The sequence below is a fragment of the Micromonospora sp. R77 genome (assembly GCF_022747945.1).
Classification (GTDB): Bacteria; Actinomycetota; Actinomycetes; order Mycobacteriales; family Micromonosporaceae; genus Micromonospora.
The window spans coordinates 1,632,509-1,652,333 of sequence record NZ_JALDST010000001.1 but is presented as its reverse complement, the minus strand read 5'-3'; the positions used below and the strand labels follow the sequence as shown (position 1 = coordinate 1,652,333).

Genomic DNA, 19,825 nt, shown 5'->3' with positions numbered 1-19,825 from the left:
GGCCGGATAGGGTTCCGGCGTGTCACCCACCGTCTCGGTCCTCGCCCGTAACCGCGACTTCCGCAACCTCTTCCTGGCCGAACTGGTGGTCTTCGGCGCCGACTGGTTCGTCATGGTGCCGCTGCTCGTGCTCCTGCCCGAGCTCACCGGCAGCGGGGTCTGGGGTGCCCTGGTGCTGGCCGTGGACACCGGCACGGTGGCGCTGCTGCTGCCGTACACCGGCACCATCGCCGACCGGTTCGACCGCCGGAAGATCATGATGATCGCCAACCTGGCCGCCCTGGCCGGCGTGCTGCTGCTGCTCGGCGTGCACAGCGCCGGGACGGCCTGGCTGGCCATGCTGTCGATCGGCCTCGTCGCGGTGGCGAAGGCGTTCTACTCGCCCGCCGCCCAGGCCGCCCTGCCGAACGTGCTCGACCCGGAGGACCTGGCCGCCGGCAACGCCGTGGCCGGTTCCGCCTGGGGCACCATGAGCGTGGTCGGCGCCTCCCTCGGCGGCGTGCTCAGCGCCGCCGCCGGCCCGTACGCCTGCTTCTGGGTGGCGGCGGTCGGTCTGGCGCTGGCCGCGGGCCTGGCCGCGCTGATCCGCCGGCCGTTGCAGGCACCCCGCGACGCCGGCCGGCCGGTGCAGCGGACCTGGCCGGCCATCCGCGAGGCGTTGGCCTACATCGGGCACCGGCCGCGGGTGCTCGCGCTGGTGACCGTGAAGTCGGCGGTCGGCCTGGGCAACGGCGTGCTGACCGTCTTCCCGCTGCTCGCCGGGGTGTACGGCGTCGGTGCGATCGGCACCGGCCTGCTCTTCGCGTTCCGCGGCGCCGGCGCCCTGGTCGGGCCGATCCTGATGCGGCGGGTGCTGACCAACCGGGCCTGGCTGCTGCCCGGCCTGGCCCTGTCGATGTCCCTGTACGGCCTCGCCTACCTCGGTACCTCGGTGGTGGCCTGGTTCCCGCTGGTCCTGGTCCTGGTCTTCCTCGCCCACTTCGGTGGCGGCAGCAACTGGGTGCTGTCGAACTTCGCCCTCCAGGGGGAGGTGCCGGACCGGCTGCGCGGCCGGGTCTTCGCCACCGACATGATGCTGGCGACGCTGGCCATCTCGCTCAGCCAGCTCGTGGTCGCGCTGGTCGTGGACACCGTGGACGAGCGGGTGGTGCTGGCCGGCTGCGGTCTGGTCACCCTGGTCTACGCGGCCGGCTGGTGGCTGGCGACCCGGGGGCTCTCCCTCACCGACCCGGCGACCGAACCGGAGCCCACCTCCACCCCCTGATCCAGCGGGTCCGCTCGGTGACCCGCCGACTCTTCGGCCGAGGGCACCGATCTGCCCGCGCCGGTCCGCCGCCACTCTGCCCTGCTCGCGAACACCATGCCGGCCTGCCCTCTGCTGGCCTGCTCCCTGCTGGCTTGCCTCGTCCGGGCTGGCCTTGCCTCGCTCTGCGCTGGCTGTCGGTCAATGCTGCCCGGCCAGGCAGAGGGCAGGCCGGCCCGTCCCGGCTGTGCCGTGGGCTGCCCTTCGGGACGCTACAGCTTTGATGACGAAGATGAATCACGGAAGAGGCGCGAGCGGGTGATTCATCGTCGTCATCAAAGCTGTAGCGCACGAGCAGTGTCTGTCCCGGCTGGCCCGCCGGGGCGGGCGGTGCGCGGCGCCCGGACGGTGTACGGCGGCTGGACGGTGCGCAGCGGCTGGACGGTGCAGGCAGTCCGGCCGATGCGGGCAGTCCGGGCGTAGGGCACTGCGACAACCGGTCGCGCCGGGCCGGGAGAGACCAGCCAACCGAGATTGCCGGTCTAGGACGGTGAACTCGAGCCCGGGGTGTCCGGGCCGGGGGCCGCGGGGCCTGGGCCAGCCGGGCTTGGACCAGCCGGGCCTGGGGCAGCCAGGGCTGAGGAGTCCAGGGCCGAGGAGTCCGGGGCGGTGGCGTCGGCGCGGGGGATGTTCGACCCCGTCCACTGCTGCGGCACGGGACCACCCGCACCGGGCTGCCAACCGTGCCCCGGCCCAGCCGGCGGGCTCGGGGCTGTCGTCCGGCCGGTGAGGGCGGCGGCCACGACCAGACCGAGGCCGAGCGGGTGCACCAGCGCCAGCAGCGGCCCGACGATCATGCTCAGCCGGGTGAACTGAGCGGCTCCGCCGCTCTGCACGAGCCGGGGGAGCGCCAGGAGCCAGCCGAGGCTGAGCAGCGTCCCGAGCAGCAGCACGGCCAGGCCGGCGAGCAGGAGCCCGCGCGGGCCGCGCGGCAGCCGCCGGTTGGCCAGCGCCAGCACCAGGCCGGCCGCCAGCACCAGCAGGGTGGGCAGTTGGGTGAGCAGCTGCCAGCCCGAGTAACCCAGGAATTGCACGTGGCCTCCCGCCGTCGGTGGATCGGCGTCAGGCTAGTGGCAGGCCGCAATTCCCAGGGGGCGGGCGGACCGGCGGGATGTCGGTCCCGGGCCCTAGCATGAGCCGGTGCCGATGACTTTCACCTCCGGTCCCGTCCGGGTCCGGGTGCCCGCGACCAGCGCGAACCTTGGCCCGGGGTTCGACGCGCTCGGGCTTGCCCTCGGGCTGCACGACGACGTGGCGGCCGAGGTCATCCCGGGCGGCGTACGGGTGGCGGTCACCGGCGAGGGGGCCGGTGAGCTGCCGGCGGACGACCGGCATCTGGTGGTGACGTCGATGCGGGCCGCCTTCGACGTGCTGGGCGGGCAGCCGCCCGGGCTGGCGCTGGAGTGCGTCAACCGGATCCCGCAGGCCCGCGGCCTGGGTTCCTCCTCGGCCGCGATCGTCGCCGGCGTGCTGCTGGCGCGCGGGCTGGTCGTCGACGGGGCCGAGCGACTCGACGACCACGCGGCGCTGCGCCTGGCCGCCGAGATCGAGGGTCACCCCGACAACGTCGCGCCCTGCCTGCTCGGTGGCTTCACCGTCGCCTGGACCGAGCCGACCGGGGCGCGGGCGGTGTCGCTCGCCGTGGCCGACGGTGTCCGGCCGACCGTGTTCGTGCCCGCCGAGCGCGGGCTGACCGCCGCCGCGCGGGCCGCCCTGCCGGCCACCGTGCCGCACGCCGACGCCGCGCTGACCGCCGGGCGGGCGGCGCTGCTGGTGCACGCGCTGACCGCCGAGCCCGACCTGCTGCTGCCGGCCACGGTCGACCGGCTGCACCAGGACTACCGGGCCGAGGGCATGCCGGGGACGGCTGCCCTGGTGAAGGCGCTGCGTGCGGCGGGTGTGGCGGCTGTGGTCAGTGGGGCCGGACCGACCGTGCTGGCCCTGACCGAGCCGCCGGCGAGCTTCGACGCGGGAACAGAATGGCAGCGCTGGGAGTTGCCGATAGACGTCAGCGGAGGCCGGGTCACCCGGGGTAGACTGGGACACGCCGAGCGGGGCCCTGTTGCCGCAGGTCGGAAGAGTTGATTACGCTCTAGACTTAGCACAGCCGCGAAGCATGCGATCTCCCTGCGGGTCGGCGCACCCCCGAAGCTCTCGGCGGTCAGCCCGTCACCCCTGCCAAGGCCCACGCCGCGCCGCAGTTTCCACAGGTCGCCGCAGACGGCGAGACCTGCTCACCGATGTTGGTGGGTCGGGAAACCGCCCGGCTGCTGTGTAACAGACTCCCGCGACGCGTCAATGCGAGGCGGGTGCACCGAGGCCGCCCGGCCACCTGGTTCCACGACTCCGGGCAGTCCCGGCCTATCGAGGGAAGGAATCCATTGAGCGACACCACCGACGTGACGTCGGATGTTTCCAACGTCGCTGGCGATGCCACCACCGCCGCCCCCACCCGTCGTCGGCGCAGTGGTACCGGCCTGTCGGCGATGCTGCTGCCGGAGCTGCAGAGCCTGGCCGCGTCGCTCGGCATCTCCGGCACTGCTCGCATGCGCAAGGGCGAGCTGATCAGCGCCATCTCCGAGCGGCAGGGCGGCGCCGCCGCCGGGACCCCTCGACCGCGGGCCGAGGTTGCGGCCGCGGCCGCCCCCACCCGTGACGAGGTGCGCGCGGAGGTGCGGGAGGACCGGGCCGAGACCGAGCGGCGCAGCCCCGAGCAGGCCTCCGGCCGCCGAGCCGACCGAGGGTCGTACCCGGACCCGTCGGGGCCGTGCCGCGGCTGCCGAGACCCGGCCGGCCGAGGTGCGTACCGAGGAGACCACCACCGCCGAGACCGGCGAGCGTGGCGAGGGCCGCAACGGCCGGGAGCGGACCGACCGGGCCGAGCGCGGCGCTGACCGGGCCGAGCGGGCCGAGCGCGGCGGCGAGCGGGCCGAGCGCGGTGCTGACCGGGCCGAGCGCGGTGGCGAGCGGGCCGAGCAGGGTGGCGACCGGACGGAGCGCGTCGAGCGCGGCGGCGACCGGGCCGAGCGCGGCGGCGAGCGGGCGGAGCGCGGCGGCGACCGGGGCGAGCGCGGCGGCGAGCGGGGCGAGCGCAACGAGCGGTCCGACCGTGGCGAGCGCGCCGAGCGCAACGAGCGGGGCGACGGCCGGGGCGACCGCAACGACCGGGACCGCAACGACCGTAACGACCGTAACGACCGGGACCGCAACGACCGGGGCGGCGACCGTAACGACCGTGGTCAGCGGGCCGAGCGGGACAACGACGGCGACGACGACGAGAACGGCGGTCGGCGCGGCCGGCGCAGCCGGTTCCGGGACCGTCGGCGCGGCCGGGGCGACCGGATCGAGGGCGGCAACGAGGGCGGCGGGCGCGAGCCGCAGGTCAGCGAGGACGACGTGCTCGTCCCGGTGGCCGGCATCATCGACGTGCTCGACAACTACGCCTTCGTCCGGACCACCGGCTACCTGGCCGGCCCGAACGACGTCTACGTCTCGATGTCCCAGATCAAGAAGTACGGCCTGCGCCGCGGTGACGCCATCACCGGCGCCGTGCGGGCCGCCCGGGACACCGGCGGCAGCGACCAGCGGCGCGACAAGTACAACCCGCTGGTACGGCTGGACACCATCAACGGGATGGAGCCGGAGGAGGCGCGGCGGCGGCCGGAGTTCTACAAGCTGACCCCGCTGTACCCGCAGGAGCGGCTCCGCCTGGAGACCGAGCCGCACATCCTCACCACCCGGGTCATCGACCTGGTCATGCCGATCGGCAAGGGCCAGCGGGCGCTGATCGTGTCCCCGCCGAAGGCGGGTAAGACGATGGTGCTGCAGGCGATCGCCAACGCGATCACCCGCAACAACCCGGAGTGCCACCTGATGGTGGTGCTGGTCGACGAGCGGCCCGAAGAGGTCACCGACATGCAGCGTTCGGTGAAGGGCGAGGTCATCGCGGCCACGTTCGACCGTCCGCCGCAGGACCACACCACGGTGGCGGAGCTGGCGATCGAGCGGGCCAAGCGCCTGGTGGAGCTGGGCCACGACGTGGTCGTGCTGCTGGACTCGGTGACCCGGCTCGGTCGGTCGTACAACCTGGCGGCGCCGGCCAGCGGCCGGATCATGTCGGGTGGTATCGACTCCACCGCGCTCTACCCGCCGAAGCGCTTCCTCGGTGCGGCCCGCAACATCGAGAACGGCGGCTCGCTGACCATTCTCGCCACCGCGCTGGTCGAGACCGGGTCCATGGCGGACACGGTCATCTTCGAGGAGTTCAAGGGCACCGGTAACGCCGAGCTCAAGCTGGACCGGAAGATCGCCGACAAGCGGGTCTTCCCGGCGATCGACATCAACCCCTCCGGTACGCGTAAGGAGGAGGTCCTGCTCGCGCCGGAGGAGCTGGCGATCATCCACAAGCTCCGCAAGGTGCTGCACTCGCTGGACTCGCAGGCGGCGCTCGACCTGCTGCTGGACCGCCTCAAGCAGTCCCGCACCAACATCGAGTTCCTGATGCAGATCGCGAAGTCGACGCCGGGGGAGTGACGTCCCGGTAGGACCGACAGAAGGGCACGGCCAGTCGGCCGTGCCCTTCTTCGTGTCCGGGCACGACCGTGAAGTTTTTCTTCGGTTAAGCAACCGGGTATTGAAACTTCTGTTCAGGATCGGGTTGACTGTCGTCCATGCGTACCCGCAGTCGATCCGCGCGGCTGGCCGGCCTCCTGCTGCTCACGCCGCTGCTCGCCCTCCCCGGGCCGGTTCCCGCCGCGCTCGCGGCACCCGGTGCCGACACCGCCGCCGAGGAGTTCCCCGCCGCGTCGTCCTATCCCGCCTCGGCGGTGACGCTGGCCCGGCGGCCCACCGCCGCCCCGACGACCGGCGTCGAGCCGGCCGGCGGACTGGAGACCGCGCGGACCAGCCGCCCGGTCGCCCCCGGACTCGACCTGACCTCCTTCGACCGGTACGACACCGACGGCTGGCTGCGCGCCGACGCGCTCACCGCCGACCTCTCCGGTGGCGTCACCGTGGACTACGTGGACTCCGGCGCGGTCACCCGCGACGAGCCGCTGCGCGCCGCGGTGGACCGGTCCCGCGCCGTCGCCGCCGTCAACGGCGACTTCTTCGACATCAACAACTCCGGTGCGGCGCAGGGTGTCGGCATCCGCTCCGGCGAACTCGTCCAGTCGCCGGTCGCCGGGCATCCCAACGCCGCCGCGATCAGCGCCGAAGGGCTGGGCCGGGTCGTCCAGGTCGGCTTCGACGGCAGCGCCGCGTTGCCGGGTGGGCCGGTCCGGCTCACCCAGTTCAACAACATGGTCCAGCGGGACGGCGTCGGCGTGTTCACCCCGCTCTGGGGGTCGTACCCCCGGCAGCGGGCGGTCGGTGGCGCGGCCCGGACGGTCGAGGTGACGGTGACCGGCGGCCGGGTCGCGACCGTGGCCACCGCGGCCGGCGAGGGGCCGATCCCGGCCGGGACCACCGTGCTGCTCGGCCGGGAGGCCGGGCCGACGCGCTCGCCGCGCTGCGGCCGGCGACCCGGTCGACCTCACCTGGCGGCCGAAGTCGTCGGACGGCGGCAGCCTGCGCGCGGCGGTCGGCGGCGGCAACGTGCTGGTCCGCGACGGCGTGGTGCAGCCGATCGCCGATGCGACCCTGGCCCCGCGCACCTCGGTCGGCTTCACCGCCGACGGCCGAAAGATGATCATGATGACGGTGGACGGTCGGCAGGTGGACAGCCGGGGCGTCACCCAGACCGAGCTGGGCCGGATGATGGTCGAGCTGGGCGCGTACACCGCGCTGAACCTCGACGGTGGCGGCTCCTCCACGCTGCTGGCCCGGGAGCCGGGCGCGGCGACGGTCCAGGTCGAGAACAGCCCCTCCGACGGCAGCGAGCGGCCGGTGCCGAACGGGCTGGCCATCTACGCCCCGGCGGGCAGCGGCCGGCTCACCGGTTACTGGCTGGAGACCGCCAGCGACCCCACCGCCGCGCCGGGCGTCGCGCCGGTACGCGGCGGCCGGCCGGACCGCGTCTTCCCCGGCCTCACCCGCCGGCTCACCGCCGCCGGCTACGACGAGACGTACGGGCCGGCGGCCGGCGCGCCGCACTGGCGGGCCAACCCGGCCGACCGGGGCAGGGTGGACGACCGGGGCGTCTTCCGGGCCGGTACCTCGGGCCGCAGCACCGTCACCGCCTGGCGGGACTCCGCCAGCGGCACCCTCGACCTCACCGTGCTCGGACCGCTGGACCGGATCGACTCCACCGTGGACCGGCTCGGCCTGAACGCCCGGGGCGACAGCGCGCTCTTCGGCGTGGTCGGCTTCGACGCCGAGGGGAACACCGCGCCGATCGAGCCGGCCGACCTGCGGCTGGAGTACGACCGGTCGCTGCTCGCCGTCACCCCCACCGCCGACGGCAACCTGTCGGTGCAGGCGCTCGGCGACAGCGGTTCCGCCCTGGTGACCGTCCACGTCGGCGGCCGGACCACCGTGCTGCCGGTGACCGTCGGGCTCACCGACGTCCCGGTCGCCGGCTTCGACGACGCCGCCTCCTGGAAGTTCAGCCAGGCCCGGGCCAGCGGCTCGGTGGCTCCCGCCCCCGGCCACACCGGCACCGGCCTCAAGCTGTCGTACGACTTCAGCACCTCCACCGGCACCCGGGCCGCGTACGCCGACCCGCCGGCCTGGATCGAGGTGCCCGGCCAGCCGCAGGCGTTCGGCATGTGGATCCACGGCAACGGCAAGGGGGAGTGGCCCAGCCTGCACCTGCACGACGCCCAGGACACCCAGCACGTGCTCCGCGGCCCGTACGTCACCTGGACGGGCTGGAAGTACGTCGAGTTCGCCGTCCCGGCCGGCGTGCAGTACCCGGTCCGGGTCCGCCGGTTCTATGTGGCGGAGACCGACCCGGCCGCCCAGTACACCAGCGAGATCGTCATCGACGACCTGGTGGCGAAGGTGCCACCGACCGTCGACGCGCCGGCCGAGCCACCCCGCACCGACCGGGTGGTGCTGCGCGACGGCACGGTGGACGGCGCGCCCTGGCGCTTCGCGGTGCTCTCCGACGCCCAGTTCGTCGCCGCCGACCCGGACAGCGACCTGGTCGCCCAGGCCCGCCGTACGCTCCGCGAGATCCGGGCCGCGAAGCCGGACTTCCTGGTCATCGACGGGGACTTCGTGGACACCGCCTACCCGGCCGACTTCGCCCTGGCCAAGCGGATCCTCGACGAGGAGTTGGGCGACGCGCTGCCCTGGTACTACGTGCCCGGCAACCACGAGATCATGGGCGCCCCGATCGGCAACTTCCGGAGCGTCTTCGGCGACACCTCCCGGGTCTTCGACCACTCCGGCACCCGGTTCGTGACGCTGAACACCTCCACCGGTTCGCTGCGCGGTGCCGGCTTCGACCAGGTGCGGCTGCTGCGGGACACCCTGGACGCCGCCGCCGTCGACCCGGCCGTCGGCTCGGTGGCCGTGCTCTTCCACCACCCGCCGCGCGATCCCAGCCCGGCGAAGGCCAGCCAGCTCCTCGACCGCAAGGAGGCGGCGCTGGTCGAGCAGTGGCTCGCCGACTTCCAGCACCGCACCGGCAAGGGCGCGCTGGTGGTCAACGGGCACGTCGGCACCTTCCACGCCGACCGGGTGGACGGCGTGCCGTACGTGGTCAACGGCAACTCGGGCAAGAACCCGTCCACCCCGCCGCAGCTCGGCGGCTTCACCGGGTGGACCGAGTTCGGCGTCGACCCGGTCACCCCGGCCGAGGCGGAGCGGGCCCGCCGCGACCCGCTCGCCGAGGGCCCCCGCTGGGTCGACGCGGAGTTCCACGCCCACGTCGACCGGTTGGCCCTGGCCGCCCCGGCGCGTGTGCCGGTGGGTGTACCGGCCCCGGTCACGGCGACGTTCACCCAGCCCGGCGGGCGTACGGTGCCGGTCGCCGCGCCGGTCAGCGCGGACTGGTCGGGCTCACCGAACCTGCACATCGGCCCGGCCAACGGGGTGAAGCCCTGGCACGTGGCCCGGTTCGACCCGGCGACCGGCCGGCTGACCGCGCTGCGGGCCGGCGGGCAGGTGGTGCTGGCGGTGACCGTGAACGGCGTGCGCGCCGAGGCCACGGTCACCTGTGCGGCGGCGGAGGAACCTGGGGAGGCGCCCGCCGCCTGACGGTCGGCCCCGGGAGGCGCGGGTGCGTCGCGACTCCCGGGGCCGGTTCCGCCGTCCGCCCCCGGCGCAGTCGCCCTCGGCGACCGGGCAGCCGGCGGGCCACCACGGGGGAGGTCAGAAGTCGCCCTCGGCGACCTGGAAGACTGTCAGCCCGAGGGAACGCCACATCCGGACCACCTGCATCCGGTCGTCGAAGACCCCCACCACCCGGTAGCGGTCCCGGATCTCCCGTTCGTAGATCTCCTGCTTGACCACGGCGTCCCGGCGCTGGTCGCCGATCGCCCGCAGGTGCAGCGCCAGGTAGGGCACGTGGACGTGGCGGGCCAGCCACGCCTCGGTGGCGGCCCGCGCGGAGGCGTCCCGGCCGGAGCAGAAGACCACCCCGTAACCGGCCGCGTGCATCGCCCGGACCGCGGCGATCACCGCCTCGTTGGGCGCGTCCTCACCGACCCGGGTCATGTCGTACGGGCTGCGCGAGACGGTCAGCGCGACGGTGCCGTCGATGTCGACCAGGACGACGTCGGGGCGCCCGGTCCCGGTGCGCTCGACCCGGGCCGGCCCGCCGGTGCGGGCCGTGGGCACCGGCAGCGGCAGCGGGCGGTGGGCCAGGTAGCGCTCGTGCAGCCGGCGGATGGCCGCCCCGCCGACCTGCTCGTCGACCGGCCGCGCGGCGTCGCGCCGCAGGCACTCGGAAAGCGGTACGTCGGTGAAGTCGTGCACCTCGAAGGCGGCCCCGAACCGCTCCGCCAGCTCCGCCCAGTCCCGCAGGACCCGGGAGCGCAGGTTGGTGTCGTCGACGCAGACGCTCACCCGGGCCGCCAGCAGCGCCTCCACCTGGGCCCGCTGGACCCGGGTGACCTGCCCCTCGGCCCACTGGGTGAAGAGCCGCTCGCCGTGCAGCATCCGGCGCAGGTCGTCCCGGTTGACCCGGACCACGCCGGGTTGCAGCCGCCGGGCGAAGGTGGTCTTGCCGGAGGCCGGCAGCCCCCGGGTCGCGATCAGGCGGAACATGCCCCCCCCACCCCCGTTCCGTCCGGTTCGGCGTCCGCGCCGGCTCCCACCGTACGGCGTGCGGAATGCCCGTGGACCGGGCGGGAATGCGTACGCCGGAGGCGGCGTTACGCCTGCCGGACCTGGTGTGCGGCCCGCTTGTCGGGTCGGTGCGAGCCCATGGCACACTGGTCAATCGGCCACCGGTTCCGGTTCACGCCAAGCCCGTCGCGCACGGCGCGACGGACCCACGCTGGCGACCCGGCGACCACCGACGAAAGGACCGAGGCGACATGAAGCCCAACATCCACCCGGAGTACACGACCACCGAGGTCTCCTGCTCCTGCGGTAACACCTTCTCCACCCGCAGCACCGCCAAGGGCGGCTCGATCCACGTCGAGACCTGCAGCGCCTGCCACCCGTTCTACACCGGCAAGCAGCGCGTCCTCGACACCGCCGGCCGGGTCGCCAAGTTCCAGCAGAAGTACGCCAAGGTTCAGGCGAAGAAGGCCAAGTAGCTTCACCGACGACGCCCGTGTCCGGCTCCGTGCCGGGCGCGGGCGTTCGTCCGTTTCCGCCTCGTTCCCCTCTCCTGGTCACCGCCGTCGAAGGAGCACCCGCAGCATGAGCAGTGAGCGCCTGGCCGCCCTCCTCGACGAGTACGCCGAGCTGGAGAAGCGCCTCGCCGACCCGGCCATCCACGCCGACCAGGGCACCGCCCGCCGGGTCGGCCGCCGGTACGCGGAACTGGTGCCGCTGCACAAGGCCGCCGGTGAGCTGGAGCAGGCCCGCGCCGACCTGGCCGCCGCCCGGGAGTTGGCCGCCGAGGATCCGACGTTCGCCGCCGAGGCGGACACGATCGCGGACGCCCTGCCGGCGCTGGAGGAGAAGCTGGCGGAGCTGCTGATCCCCCGCGACCCGCACGACGCCAAGGACGTCATCGTCGAGATCAAGGCGGGTGAGGGCGGCGAGGAGTCGGCGCTCTTCGCCGGCGACCTGCTGCGGATGTACACCCGCTACGCCGAGCGGCACGGCTGGGTCACCGAGGTGATCGACGCGCAGGACTCCGACCTCGGCGGGATCAAGGACGTGTCGCTGGCGATCAAGACCAAGGGCGTCCCGGAGGGCGGCAACGGCGTCTGGTCCCGGCTGAAGTGGGAGGGCGGGGTGCACCGGGTGCAGCGCGTACCGGTCACCGAGTCGCAGGGCCGGATCCACACCAGCGCGGCGGGGGTGCTGGTGCTGCCCGAGGCGGAGGAGGTGGACCTCACCATCGACCCGAACGACCTGCGGATCGACGTGTTCCGCTCGTCCGGGCCCGGTGGGCAGTCGGTCAACACCACCGACTCGGCGGTCCGGATCACCCACGTGCCGACCGGGATCGTGGTCTCCTGCCAGAACGAGAAGTCGCAGCTGCAGAACCGGGAGCAGGCGATGCGGATCCTGCGGGCGCGGCTGCTCGCCGCCGCCCAGGAGCAGGCCGACGCGGCGGCGTCCGACGCCCGCAAGGCGCAGGTCCGGACGGTGGACCGCTCGGAGCGGATCCGCACCTACAACTTCCCGCAGAACCGGATCACCGACCACCGGATCGGCTATACGGCGTACAACCTCGACCTGGCGCTGGCCGGTGAGCTGGACGGGGTGCTGGACGCCCTGGCCGAGGCCGACCGGGCGGCCCGCCTCGCCGGGGAGACCGAACTCACCCGGCGCTGACGGGTCGGCTCAGGAGGCGCGCAGCCGGGTCTTGGCGAGCAGCATCTCCCGGTCGGCGGTCTCGAACGCGCTGACCAGGCTGTCACCGGTGCCGACCTGGGCGAAGCCGATGCTCACCCCGACCGGGGTGCCGGGCACCAGGGACTCCCAGTCCTCGGTGGCCACGGCCGCCTCGATCCGGCGGGCCACCTCGGCCGCCTCGGCCATCCCGGCCCCGGGCAGCACCACCACGAACTCGTCCCCGCCGTAGCGGGCCACGAAGTCGCCGCGTCGCATCACCCGGTTGATCACCCCGGCGATCCGCTGGAGCACCAGGTCGCCGGAGTGGTGCCCGTGCCGGGTGTTGACCGCCTTGAAGCCGTCCAGGTCGCAGACGCCGATCACCACCCGCTCGCCGGCCGCCACCACCGCCGCGATGTAGCGCTCCAGCCGCCGCCGGTTGGGCAGGCCGGTCAGCGGGTCGGTCAGCGCCTCGCCCTCGTACCGGGCCGCCTCGCGGCGCATCTCCTCGTGACCGATGCGGGCGGCGATGCCGTCGATGTAGACGTCCCGCAGCCGGTCGCTGCGCTGTGCCGCGAGCCGGAACGCGTGCCGGTCGGCGCGGTGCGCCCCGGCGTGGTCGCCGGCCCGGGCCAGCGCGATGCTGCGCAGCCGGGCCGGTTCGGCCGCGCCGAGCGTCTCGGTGGAGACCCGGACGCTGTCCAGCCGGGTCACCGCCTCGATCGGGCGGCCCTCGGCGACGGCCAGGCAGATCTGGCCGAGTTTCCGCATGTCGTGGGCCCGGGCGCTGTCCCCGCCGTGGGCGAGCAGCCGGCTCGGGTCGGCGTCCGTGCCGGCGTCCACCCGGTCGCCGAGCGCGGCCCGCCGGGCGGCCGAATAGCCGTACGCGGCGAGGCTGCTGGGGCGGATGCTGCCGCCCCGACCCGCGCGCAGGAACCGGTTGAGGTCCCCGGCGACGTCCCGGAGCACCCGCAGGCAGCCGTCGCTGTCCCCGTTGTGGTCCAGCGCCACCGCGTTGCGCAGCCGGATGCCGGGGGCGGCGAAGGTCTCCTCGGGGATGCCGGCGGCGAGTCCCAACTGCCGGGCCCGTTCGATGGCGCCGAGCGCGTGGCCGTGGAAGCTGAGATAGGAGTACGCCATCGCCAGGTCGTGCCAGCCCCAGGCGGTGTGCTCGTCCGGGTCGTCGACCGCGCCCAGCGCGCGGGCCGCCTTCACCAGGTGGGTGACGCAGCGGTCCAGCGCCCCCTGGTGGTGGGCGGCGAGCGCGGCGAGCGCGTTGAGGTGACCGTGCAGGTACGGCTCGGCGAGGTCGCGGACGGCGGCGTTGGCCTCCTCGATGGCCCGGGTGAACTCCGCCGTGCGGCCGAGATTGATCAGCGCGGAGAGGCGTTGGACCAGCGCGTCCGCCCGGGTGTACGGGTCGACGGTGCCGCGCAGCACCCGGTCGAGCACGACGCAGGCCTCCGCCGATCGGCTCGCCTCCTGCAGGGCGCGGGCGTGCCGGAGGGCGTCAACCTGGTCGTCGACCCGGTCGAGCCAGCCCACTCGCGACCTCCCTGTCGGTGTGCGTCGGGACGCACCCGCTCGTGCCGTGACCCGCGACGCTTCATGATTATGGCGTGACCTCCCTCCCGCAACACCCGTCCGAAGGGACAGAACGCGAGCGTGCCTCGCCGGTGATCGCCGGGGCGGCCCGGGTCCTGGCCGGGGCCGGGATCGAGGCGCCCCGGGTCGAGGCGGAGCTGCTGGCCGCGTACGTGCTGGACGTGCCGCGCGGCCGGCTGGCCCTGGCCGACGGCTTCACCGCCGCCCAGCGGGCCCGCTTCGACGCCCTGGTGCAGCGGCGCACGGCCCGCGAGCCGGTGCAGCACCTGACCGGTTCCGCCGGTTTCCGGCACCTGACCGTGGCGGTCGGTCCCGGGGTCTTCGTGCCCCGACCGGAGACCGAACTGCTGGCCGGCTGGGGCGTCGACGAGGGGCGCCGGCGCGCTGCGCCGCTGGTGGTGGACCTGTGCAGCGGCTCCGGCGCGATCGCCCTCGCGGTGGCCCAGGAGCTGCCGGGGGCGCGGGTGGTGGCAGTGGAGCGGTCCCCGGCCGCGCTGGACTGGCTGCGCCGCAACGCCGCCGACCGGGCCGCCGCCGGGGACACCCCGGTCGAGGTGGTGGCCGCCGACGTCACCGACCCGCAGCTGCTGCCCGACCTGGTCGGCCGGGTGGACGTGCTGCTGTGCAACCCGCCGTACGTGCCCCGGTCGGTGGTCGTACCCCCGGAGGTGGCCGCGCACGACCCGGACGAGGCGGTCTTCGGCGGGGCGGACGGGCTGGCGGTGATCCGGCCGGTGGTGGCCCGCGCGGCGCAGCTGCTGCGCCCCGGCGGCGTGCTCGGCATCGAGCACGACGACACGCACGGTTCGGCGGTGCCGGCACTGCTCCGTGCCGACGGCCGGTACGCGGCGGTCCGGGAGCACCGCGACCTGGTGGGACGGCCCCGCTTCGCGACCGCGTCCCGGCGGGCGGACGGCCACCGCTCCGAATCGGGCCCGGCGTGGCAGACTGGCTCCTCGTGATGCTCTACGACTGTCGGGCGCTCGCCGACCGGGACCGCGGCATCGCCGCTGCCATCGAGGCGGTCAAGAACGGTGAACTCGTCGTGCTGCCGACCGACACCGTCTACGGCATCGGCGCGGACGCGTTCACGCCGTACGCGGTGAAGGCCCTCGCGGACGCCAAGGGCGGCTCGCGGGCGGCGCCGCCGGTGCTGATCGGCTCCCGACACACCCTCGACGGGCTGGTCTTCTCGCTGCCCCGCGCGGCCCGGGACCTGGTCGAGGCGTTCTGGCCGGGCGCGTTGACGATCGTGGTGGAGCACTCGCCGACCCTCTCCTGGGACCTGGGCGACTCGTCCGGGACGGTGGCGGTGCGGATGCCGCTGCACCCGGTGGCGCTGGAGGTGCTGCGGGAGACCGGCCCGATGGCGGTGGCGTCGGCCAACAAGGTCGGCCAGCCGGCGGCGGTCACCGCCGACGAGGCCCGGGAGCAGCTGGGTTACGCCGTCCGCGCCTATCTGGAGGCCGGGCCGGCCGTCGATCCGGTGCCGAGCACGATCGTCGACCTGACCGGTGAGGTGCCCCGGCTGCTGCGGGCGGGGGCGATCCCGCTGCCGAAGCTGCGCGACGTGGTGCCGGACCTGCTCGACTCCCGGGGGGCCTGAGGTGCCGCCGTTCACCGTGCTGCACGTGTGCATGGGCAACATCTGCCGGTCACCGATGGCCGAGCGCCTGCTGCTGCTCGCGGTGCGGGAGCGGCTGGGTCGGCAGGGCGCCGACCCGGACCGCTCGGACGAGCTGGTGCACAGCCACAGCGCGGGCACCGGCGGCTGGCACGCCGGTGAGGAGATGAATCCCCCGGCCGCCCGGCAGGTGATCTCGCGCGGCGGGGACGTGACCGGGTTCGCCGCCCGCAAGCTGCGGTCGGATCTCATCGACGCCGCCGACCTGGTCCTCACCGCCACCGCCGACCAGCAGGAGTACGTGGTGGCGCTGCGGCCGGACGCGGCGTCCCGCACCTTCGTCCTGGGGGAGTTCGGCCGGTTGCTCGGTCTGGTCGACGCGGCCGCGCTGCCGCCGGTGGCGGCCGACCCGGACGCGGTGTACGCCCGCGGGGTGGCCCTGGTGGCCGCCGCGGACGCGGCCCGGCAGGGCGCGTCGCCCCTGCCCACGGACGACCTGGACGACCCCTGGGGTCGGGGTGACCAGTGCTTCAGCCGGGTCGCCGACGAGATCGAGGAGACGGTGCACCCGCTCGCCACCGCGCTGCTGCCCTGAGCGGAGGCCGGTTTCGCCCGGTTTAACCCTTCTCCGTGAAATTCCTGCTGGTTCGGGCGAAGACGGCGGTTCAGTAGGCCTTTCCGGTCATTCTGAACGGGTCCGAACGTGGCCGGCTCCTGCGGGGAGAGCTGATGAACCGGGCCCATCTCCACAAGGTCTTCACGATCCTGCTCGCCGGTCTGCTCGCCGGACTGGGCCTCGCGGTGGCCGCGTTGCCGGCCGCCCTGGTGCTCGGGCTCGGCGTCCGGGGGTTGCTGCCCGGCTCCGGGCTCCCCGACACGCTGCGGACGCCCCGGCCGGCCCAGCGGTCCAACCTCTATGCCAACGACGGCCGCACCCTGATCACCTCGTTCTATCTGGAGGACCGGACGGACGTCCCGTTGGCCGAGGTGGCGCCGGTGATGCGGCAGGCCATCGTGGCCGCCGAGGACGTCCGGTTCTATCAGCACCACGGGGTCGACCTGCGCGGCGTGGCCCGGGCCCTGACCGTCAACCGGCGCGAGGGCGCGGCCCGCCAGGGCGCCTCCACGCTGACCATGCAGTACGTCCGCAATGCGCTGGCCGGTGACCCGCGGCTGACCGAACAGCAGCGGGCCCGGGCCACCGAGATCACCGCCGGTCGCAAGATCCGCGAGATGCGCTACGCGCTCGCCCTGGAACGCGAGCTCGACAAGGACCAGATCCTCAGCCGCTACCTCAACATCGCCTACTTCGGCGCCGGGGCGTACGGGATCGCCGCGGCGAGCCGGCGCTACTTCTCCACCAGACCGGCCGACCTCACGCTGGCCCAGGCGGCGCTGCTCGCCGGGCTGGTCCGCGCTCCGGACACCGACGACCCGATCAACGGCGACGCCGACTCGGCGCTGCGCCGCCGGGCGTACGTGCTGGACCGGATGGTGGAGACCGGGCAGGTCCCGGTCGCCGACGCGGCGCGGGCCAAGGCCGAACAGCTGCGGCTCACGCCGAGCGCGATGCCGAACGACTGCGCGGCGGTGCCCGAGGAGCACAACGACTGGGGCTTCTTCTGCGACTGGTTCACCCAGTGGTGGCGGTCCCAGGCGGCGTTCGGCAGCTCCCCGGACGAGCGGCAGCAGACGCTGCGCCGCGGCGGGTTCTCCATCGTCTCCTCGCTCGACCCGCAGGTGCAGCAGCAGGCCACCACCCAGGTGCTGAAGATCTACGACGTGGGCAACAAGCGCGCCGCGCCGACCGCCGTGGTGCAGCCCGGCACCGGCCGGGTGCTGGCCATGGCGGTGAACCGGAACTTCGGCGTCGCCCCCAACCCGGCCGGCCAGCGAAACTACCCGAACACCGTCAACCAGCTCGTGGCCGGGGGCGGCGGGATCGTCGGCTACCAGGCGGGGTCCGCCTTCAAGCTCTTCGCGCTGCTGGCCGCGTTGGAGGCCGGGCTGCCGCTGGACACCGACTTCGACGCCCCGTCGGTGTACGTCACCGACTACCGGGCGGGCGGGGGACCGGCCAGCTGCGGCGGCTACTGGTGCCCGGCCAACGCCAACCCGTCCTGGATGAACGGGCACCGCACCATGTGGAGCGCCTTCGGCCGCTCGGTGAACACCTACTTCGCCTGGCTGACCGAGAAGGTGGGCGCCGACCGGGTGGTGGAGATGGCCCAGCGGCTGGGCATCGTGCTGCGCTCACCGGAGGACGCCCGGCTGGCCCGGGAGAGCGCGAAGGGCTGGGGGGCGTTCACCCTGGGCGTCGCCGCCACCACCCCGCTCGACCTGGCCGGTGCGTACGCCACCGTGGCGGCCGAGGGCACCTGGTGCGCACCCACGCCGGTCACCTCGATCACCGACAGCGCGGGCCACCGGGTGGCCGCCGGAAAGCCGGACTGCCGGCAGGTGCTCGACACCGAGGTGGCCCGGGCGGCGGCCGACGCGTCCCGCTGCCCGGTCGGCGACCAGTCGATGTACCGGCGCTGCGACGGCGGGACCGCCGAGGAGCTCCAGCCCCGGCTGGGCCGGCCGCTGGCGGGCAAGACCGGCAGCTCGGAGCGGAACGCCACCGAGACCGTGGTCGCGTTCACCCCGCAGCTCGCGGTCGCCACCATCGCGGCGAACCCGGACGACCCCCGGGACGCGGTCGGCGGGGGTGTGCAGGCCCGGCAGATCGACGCGGTGGGCCGGATCCTCGCCGCCGCCCTCCGCGACCAGCCGGTCCTCGACTTCGTCCCGCCCGGCGAGAACGTCGCCCTCCGGGTCACCGGCCCCCGCGGCGGCAACTGACCGGCCTCCGCCGGCGGGCCGGGACCCCGGACGAGCGGACCGGGGCCCAGGCGGGCCTGGACACCGCGCGAGGCGGACCGGGATCCCGGCTCAGGCGGACCGGGACGCCACGGCGGGGGACTGTTCGGCGCCGCGGGCGATGTTGCGGGCCATCCCGCCGAAGACCACCGCGTGGAACGGGGCGACGGAACCCCAGTAGAGGTGACCGGGCAGGCCGCGGGGGAGGAAGACGGCGCGCTGGACGTACCGGCTGCGGCCCTCGCCGGCCGGTTCGGCGCGCATCTCCAACCAGGCCCGCCCCGGCAGCCGCATCTCGGCGCGCAGCCGCAGCAGCTCACCCGGGACGATCTCCTCGACCCGCCAGAAGTCCAGCGCCTCGCCGACCTGGAGGTGGTGCGGGTCGCGCCGGCCCCGGCGCAGTCCCACCCCGCCGACCAGCCGGTCCAGCCAGCCCCGCACCGACCAGGCGAGCGGGAACGAATACCAGCCGTGTTCGCCGCCGACGCCCTCGATGACCCGCCAGAGTGCGGCCGGCGGGGCGTCCACGGCCCGCTCCCGGACGTCGGTGTAGACCGTGCCGCCGGACCACTTCGGGTCGCTCGGCAGCGGTTCGGCCGGAGCGTCCGGCCCGCTCGCGGTCGACCAGCGGGTCTCCACCTCGGCGTCGCGCACCTTGGTCAGCGCCAACTCGACCGCCCGGTCGAAGCCGGTCAGCCCGCCGGGCGGGTCGGGGACGTACCGGGCGATGTCGTGCTCGTGCGCGACCGCCTCGTGGATCAGGCTCTCCACCAGCGGCCGGGCGATGGCGTTCGGTACCGGGGTGATCAGGCCGACCCAGTGCGAGGAGAGCGACGGGGTCAGCGGGCGGACCGGCACGATCATCCGGGGGCGCAGCCCGGCGACCGCCGCGTAGCGCTGCATCATCTCCTGGAAGGTCAGCACGTCCGGGCCGCCGATGTCGAAGCCCCGGTTGACCTCGGGCGGCAGCGACGCGCAGTCCACCAGATAGCGCAGCACGTCCCGGACGGCGATCGGCTGGATCCGGTTGCGCACCCAGCGCGGGGTCACCATCGCCGGCAGCCGCTCGGTCAGGTAGCGCAGCATCTCGAACGACGCCGAGCCCGACCCGATGATCACCGCCGCCCGGAGCACCGCCGTGGGCACCCCGCTGGCCAGCAGGATCCGCGCCACCTCGGCCCGGGACCGCAGGTGCGGCGACGGGACCTCGCCCTCCTCCGTCGGCTCCGGCCCGCCGAGGTAGACGATCCGGCGTACGCCCGCGGCGCGGGCCGCGGCGGCGAAGTTGGTCGCCGCCTCCCGGTCGGCCGCCTCGAACCCCTGCTGGCCGAGCGAGTGCACCAGGTAGTACGCGACGTCCACGCCGTCGAAGGCCGCCGGCAGGGTCTCCGGCTTCCGCAGGTCGCCCTCGGCGATCTCGGCCCGGGACGCCCACGGTACGTCCCGCAGCCGTCCGGCCTTGCGGGCCAGGCAGCGTACGGTGTGTCCCTCGGCGAGCAGTCGGGGCGCGAGCCGCCCGCCGATGTATCCGGTGGCACCGGTGACGAGGCATCTCACGGTCTCCAGTGTGCGGCCCAATAGAC

General features: G+C 74.4%; 15 protein-coding genes and 1 pseudogene. 10 read left to right on the top strand and 6 right to left on the bottom strand.

Annotated features, from left to right (window positions below):
- Positions 1-19: 19 nt before the first annotated feature.
- Entirely contained in the window at positions 20-1,264 is a 1,245-nt protein-coding gene (locus tag MRQ36_RS07510) for an MFS transporter (RefSeq protein ID WP_242794140.1), read from the top strand.
- Positions 1,265-1,785: 521 nt separating this feature from the next.
- Here MRQ36_RS07510 and MRQ36_RS07505 read toward each other — a convergent pair.
- Positions 1,786-2,337 carry a hypothetical protein gene (locus MRQ36_RS07505; RefSeq protein ID WP_242794139.1) on the bottom strand — a complete coding sequence of 184 codons (552 nt, stop codon included), beginning with the start codon at positions 2,335-2,337 and terminating at the stop codon, positions 1,786-1,788.
- Positions 2,338-2,449: 112 nt separating this feature from the next.
- Between MRQ36_RS07505 and thrB the strand changes: the two genes are divergently transcribed.
- Both thrB and rho read left to right on the top strand, forming a co-directional pair.
- Complete coding sequence (gene thrB / locus MRQ36_RS07500) at positions 2,450-3,388, top strand: homoserine kinase (protein WP_242800910.1); 939 nt, start codon at positions 2,450-2,452, stop codon at positions 3,386-3,388.
- Positions 3,389-3,684: 296 nt separating this feature from the next.
- A pseudogene (gene rho / locus MRQ36_RS07495) lies at positions 3,685-5,836 on the top strand (transcription termination factor Rho).
- 277 nt (positions 5,837-6,113) lie between these two features.
- Here rho and MRQ36_RS07490 read toward each other — a convergent pair.
- Positions 6,114-6,290, bottom strand: a complete 177-nt coding sequence (locus MRQ36_RS07490; protein ID WP_242794138.1) for a hypothetical protein — start codon at positions 6,288-6,290, stop codon at positions 6,114-6,116.
- Between the two features lie 30 nt (positions 6,291-6,320).
- Positions 6,321-6,734 (bottom strand): hypothetical protein, encoded by a 414-nt coding sequence (locus MRQ36_RS07485; RefSeq protein ID WP_242794137.1) that lies wholly within the window; start codon positions 6,732-6,734, stop codon positions 6,321-6,323.
- Between the two features lie 137 nt (positions 6,735-6,871).
- On the opposite strand from MRQ36_RS07485, the gene MRQ36_RS07480 reads away from it, so the two are divergent.
- On the top strand, positions 6,872-9,448 hold the full coding sequence (locus tag MRQ36_RS07480; protein ID WP_278187960.1) for a phosphodiester glycosidase family protein: 2,577 nt from the start codon (positions 6,872-6,874) through the stop codon (positions 9,446-9,448).
- A gap of 114 nt (positions 9,449-9,562) precedes the next feature.
- Here MRQ36_RS07480 and MRQ36_RS07475 read toward each other — a convergent pair whose 3' ends face one another.
- A complete protein-coding gene (locus MRQ36_RS07475; protein ID WP_242794135.1) occupies positions 9,563-10,459 on the bottom strand; it encodes an AAA family ATPase in 897 nt (298 codons plus the stop codon).
- A 272-nt stretch (positions 10,460-10,731) separates the two neighbouring features.
- Between MRQ36_RS07475 and rpmE the strand changes: the two genes are divergently transcribed.
- Positions 10,732-10,956, top strand: coding sequence for a 50S ribosomal protein L31 (rpmE, locus tag MRQ36_RS07470; RefSeq protein ID WP_242794134.1), 225 nt, complete (start codon positions 10,732-10,734; stop codon positions 10,954-10,956).
- Positions 10,957-11,062: 106 nt separating this feature from the next.
- On the top strand, positions 11,063-12,151 hold the full coding sequence (prfA, locus tag MRQ36_RS07465; protein ID WP_242794133.1) for a peptide chain release factor 1: 1,089 nt from the start codon (positions 11,063-11,065) through the stop codon (positions 12,149-12,151).
- Between the two features lie 9 nt (positions 12,152-12,160).
- Here prfA and MRQ36_RS07460 read toward each other — a convergent pair whose 3' ends face one another.
- Positions 12,161-13,696, bottom strand: a complete 1,536-nt coding sequence (locus MRQ36_RS07460) for a diguanylate cyclase (protein ID WP_242794132.1) — start codon at positions 13,694-13,696, stop codon at positions 12,161-12,163.
- A 74-nt stretch (positions 13,697-13,770) separates the two neighbouring features.
- On the opposite strand from MRQ36_RS07460, the gene prmC reads away from it, so the two are divergent.
- The 4 genes from prmC to MRQ36_RS07440 all read left to right on the top strand — a co-directional run bounded on the left by prmC (position 13,771) and on the right by MRQ36_RS07440 (position 18,224).
- The gene (gene prmC, locus MRQ36_RS07455) at positions 13,771-14,718 is read left to right on the top strand and encodes a peptide chain release factor N(5)-glutamine methyltransferase (RefSeq protein ID WP_242794131.1); all 948 of its coding nucleotides are present in this window, start codon (positions 13,771-13,773) and stop codon (positions 14,716-14,718) included.
- The gene (locus MRQ36_RS07450) at positions 14,718-15,362 is read left to right on the top strand and encodes an L-threonylcarbamoyladenylate synthase (RefSeq protein ID WP_242800908.1); all 645 of its coding nucleotides are present in this window, start codon (positions 14,718-14,720) and stop codon (positions 15,360-15,362) included. The genes prmC and MRQ36_RS07450 overlap by 1 nt, the downstream gene beginning before the upstream one ends.
- A gap of 1 nt (position 15,363) precedes the next feature.
- Positions 15,364-15,975 carry a phosphotyrosine protein phosphatase gene (locus MRQ36_RS07445; RefSeq protein ID WP_242794130.1) on the top strand — a complete coding sequence of 204 codons (612 nt, stop codon included), beginning with the start codon at positions 15,364-15,366 and terminating at the stop codon, positions 15,973-15,975.
- A 134-nt stretch (positions 15,976-16,109) separates the two neighbouring features.
- Positions 16,110-18,224, top strand: a complete 2,115-nt coding sequence (locus tag MRQ36_RS07440; RefSeq protein ID WP_242794129.1) for a transglycosylase domain-containing protein — start codon at positions 16,110-16,112, stop codon at positions 18,222-18,224.
- A 90-nt stretch (positions 18,225-18,314) separates the two neighbouring features.
- Here MRQ36_RS07440 and MRQ36_RS07435 read toward each other — a convergent pair whose 3' ends face one another.
- Positions 18,315-19,799, bottom strand: a complete 1,485-nt coding sequence (locus MRQ36_RS07435) for an SDR family oxidoreductase (protein ID WP_242794128.1) — start codon at positions 19,797-19,799, stop codon at positions 18,315-18,317.
- Positions 19,800-19,825: the final 26 nt, after the last annotated feature.

What these genes read in the sequence shown, in the direction of transcription:
- rpmE (WP_242794134.1), top strand. Translation starts at nt 10,732, where the DNA reads ATGAAGCCCAACATCCACCCGGAGTACACGACCACCGAGGTCTCCTGC.
- MRQ36_RS07450 (WP_242800908.1), top strand. Translation starts at nt 14,718, where the DNA reads ATGCTCTACGACTGTCGGGCGCTCGCCGACCGGGACCGCGGCATCGCC.
- MRQ36_RS07475 (WP_242794135.1), bottom strand. Translation starts at nt 10,459, where the DNA reads ATGTTCCGCCTGATCGCGACCCGGGGGCTGCCGGCCTCCGGCAAGACC.
- prfA (WP_242794133.1), top strand. Translation starts at nt 11,063, where the DNA reads ATGAGCAGTGAGCGCCTGGCCGCCCTCCTCGACGAGTACGCCGAGCTG.
- MRQ36_RS07440 (WP_242794129.1), top strand. Translation starts at nt 16,110, where the DNA reads ATGAACCGGGCCCATCTCCACAAGGTCTTCACGATCCTGCTCGCCGGT.
- thrB (WP_242800910.1), top strand. Translation starts at nt 2,450, where the DNA reads ATGACTTTCACCTCCGGTCCCGTCCGGGTCCGGGTGCCCGCGACCAGC.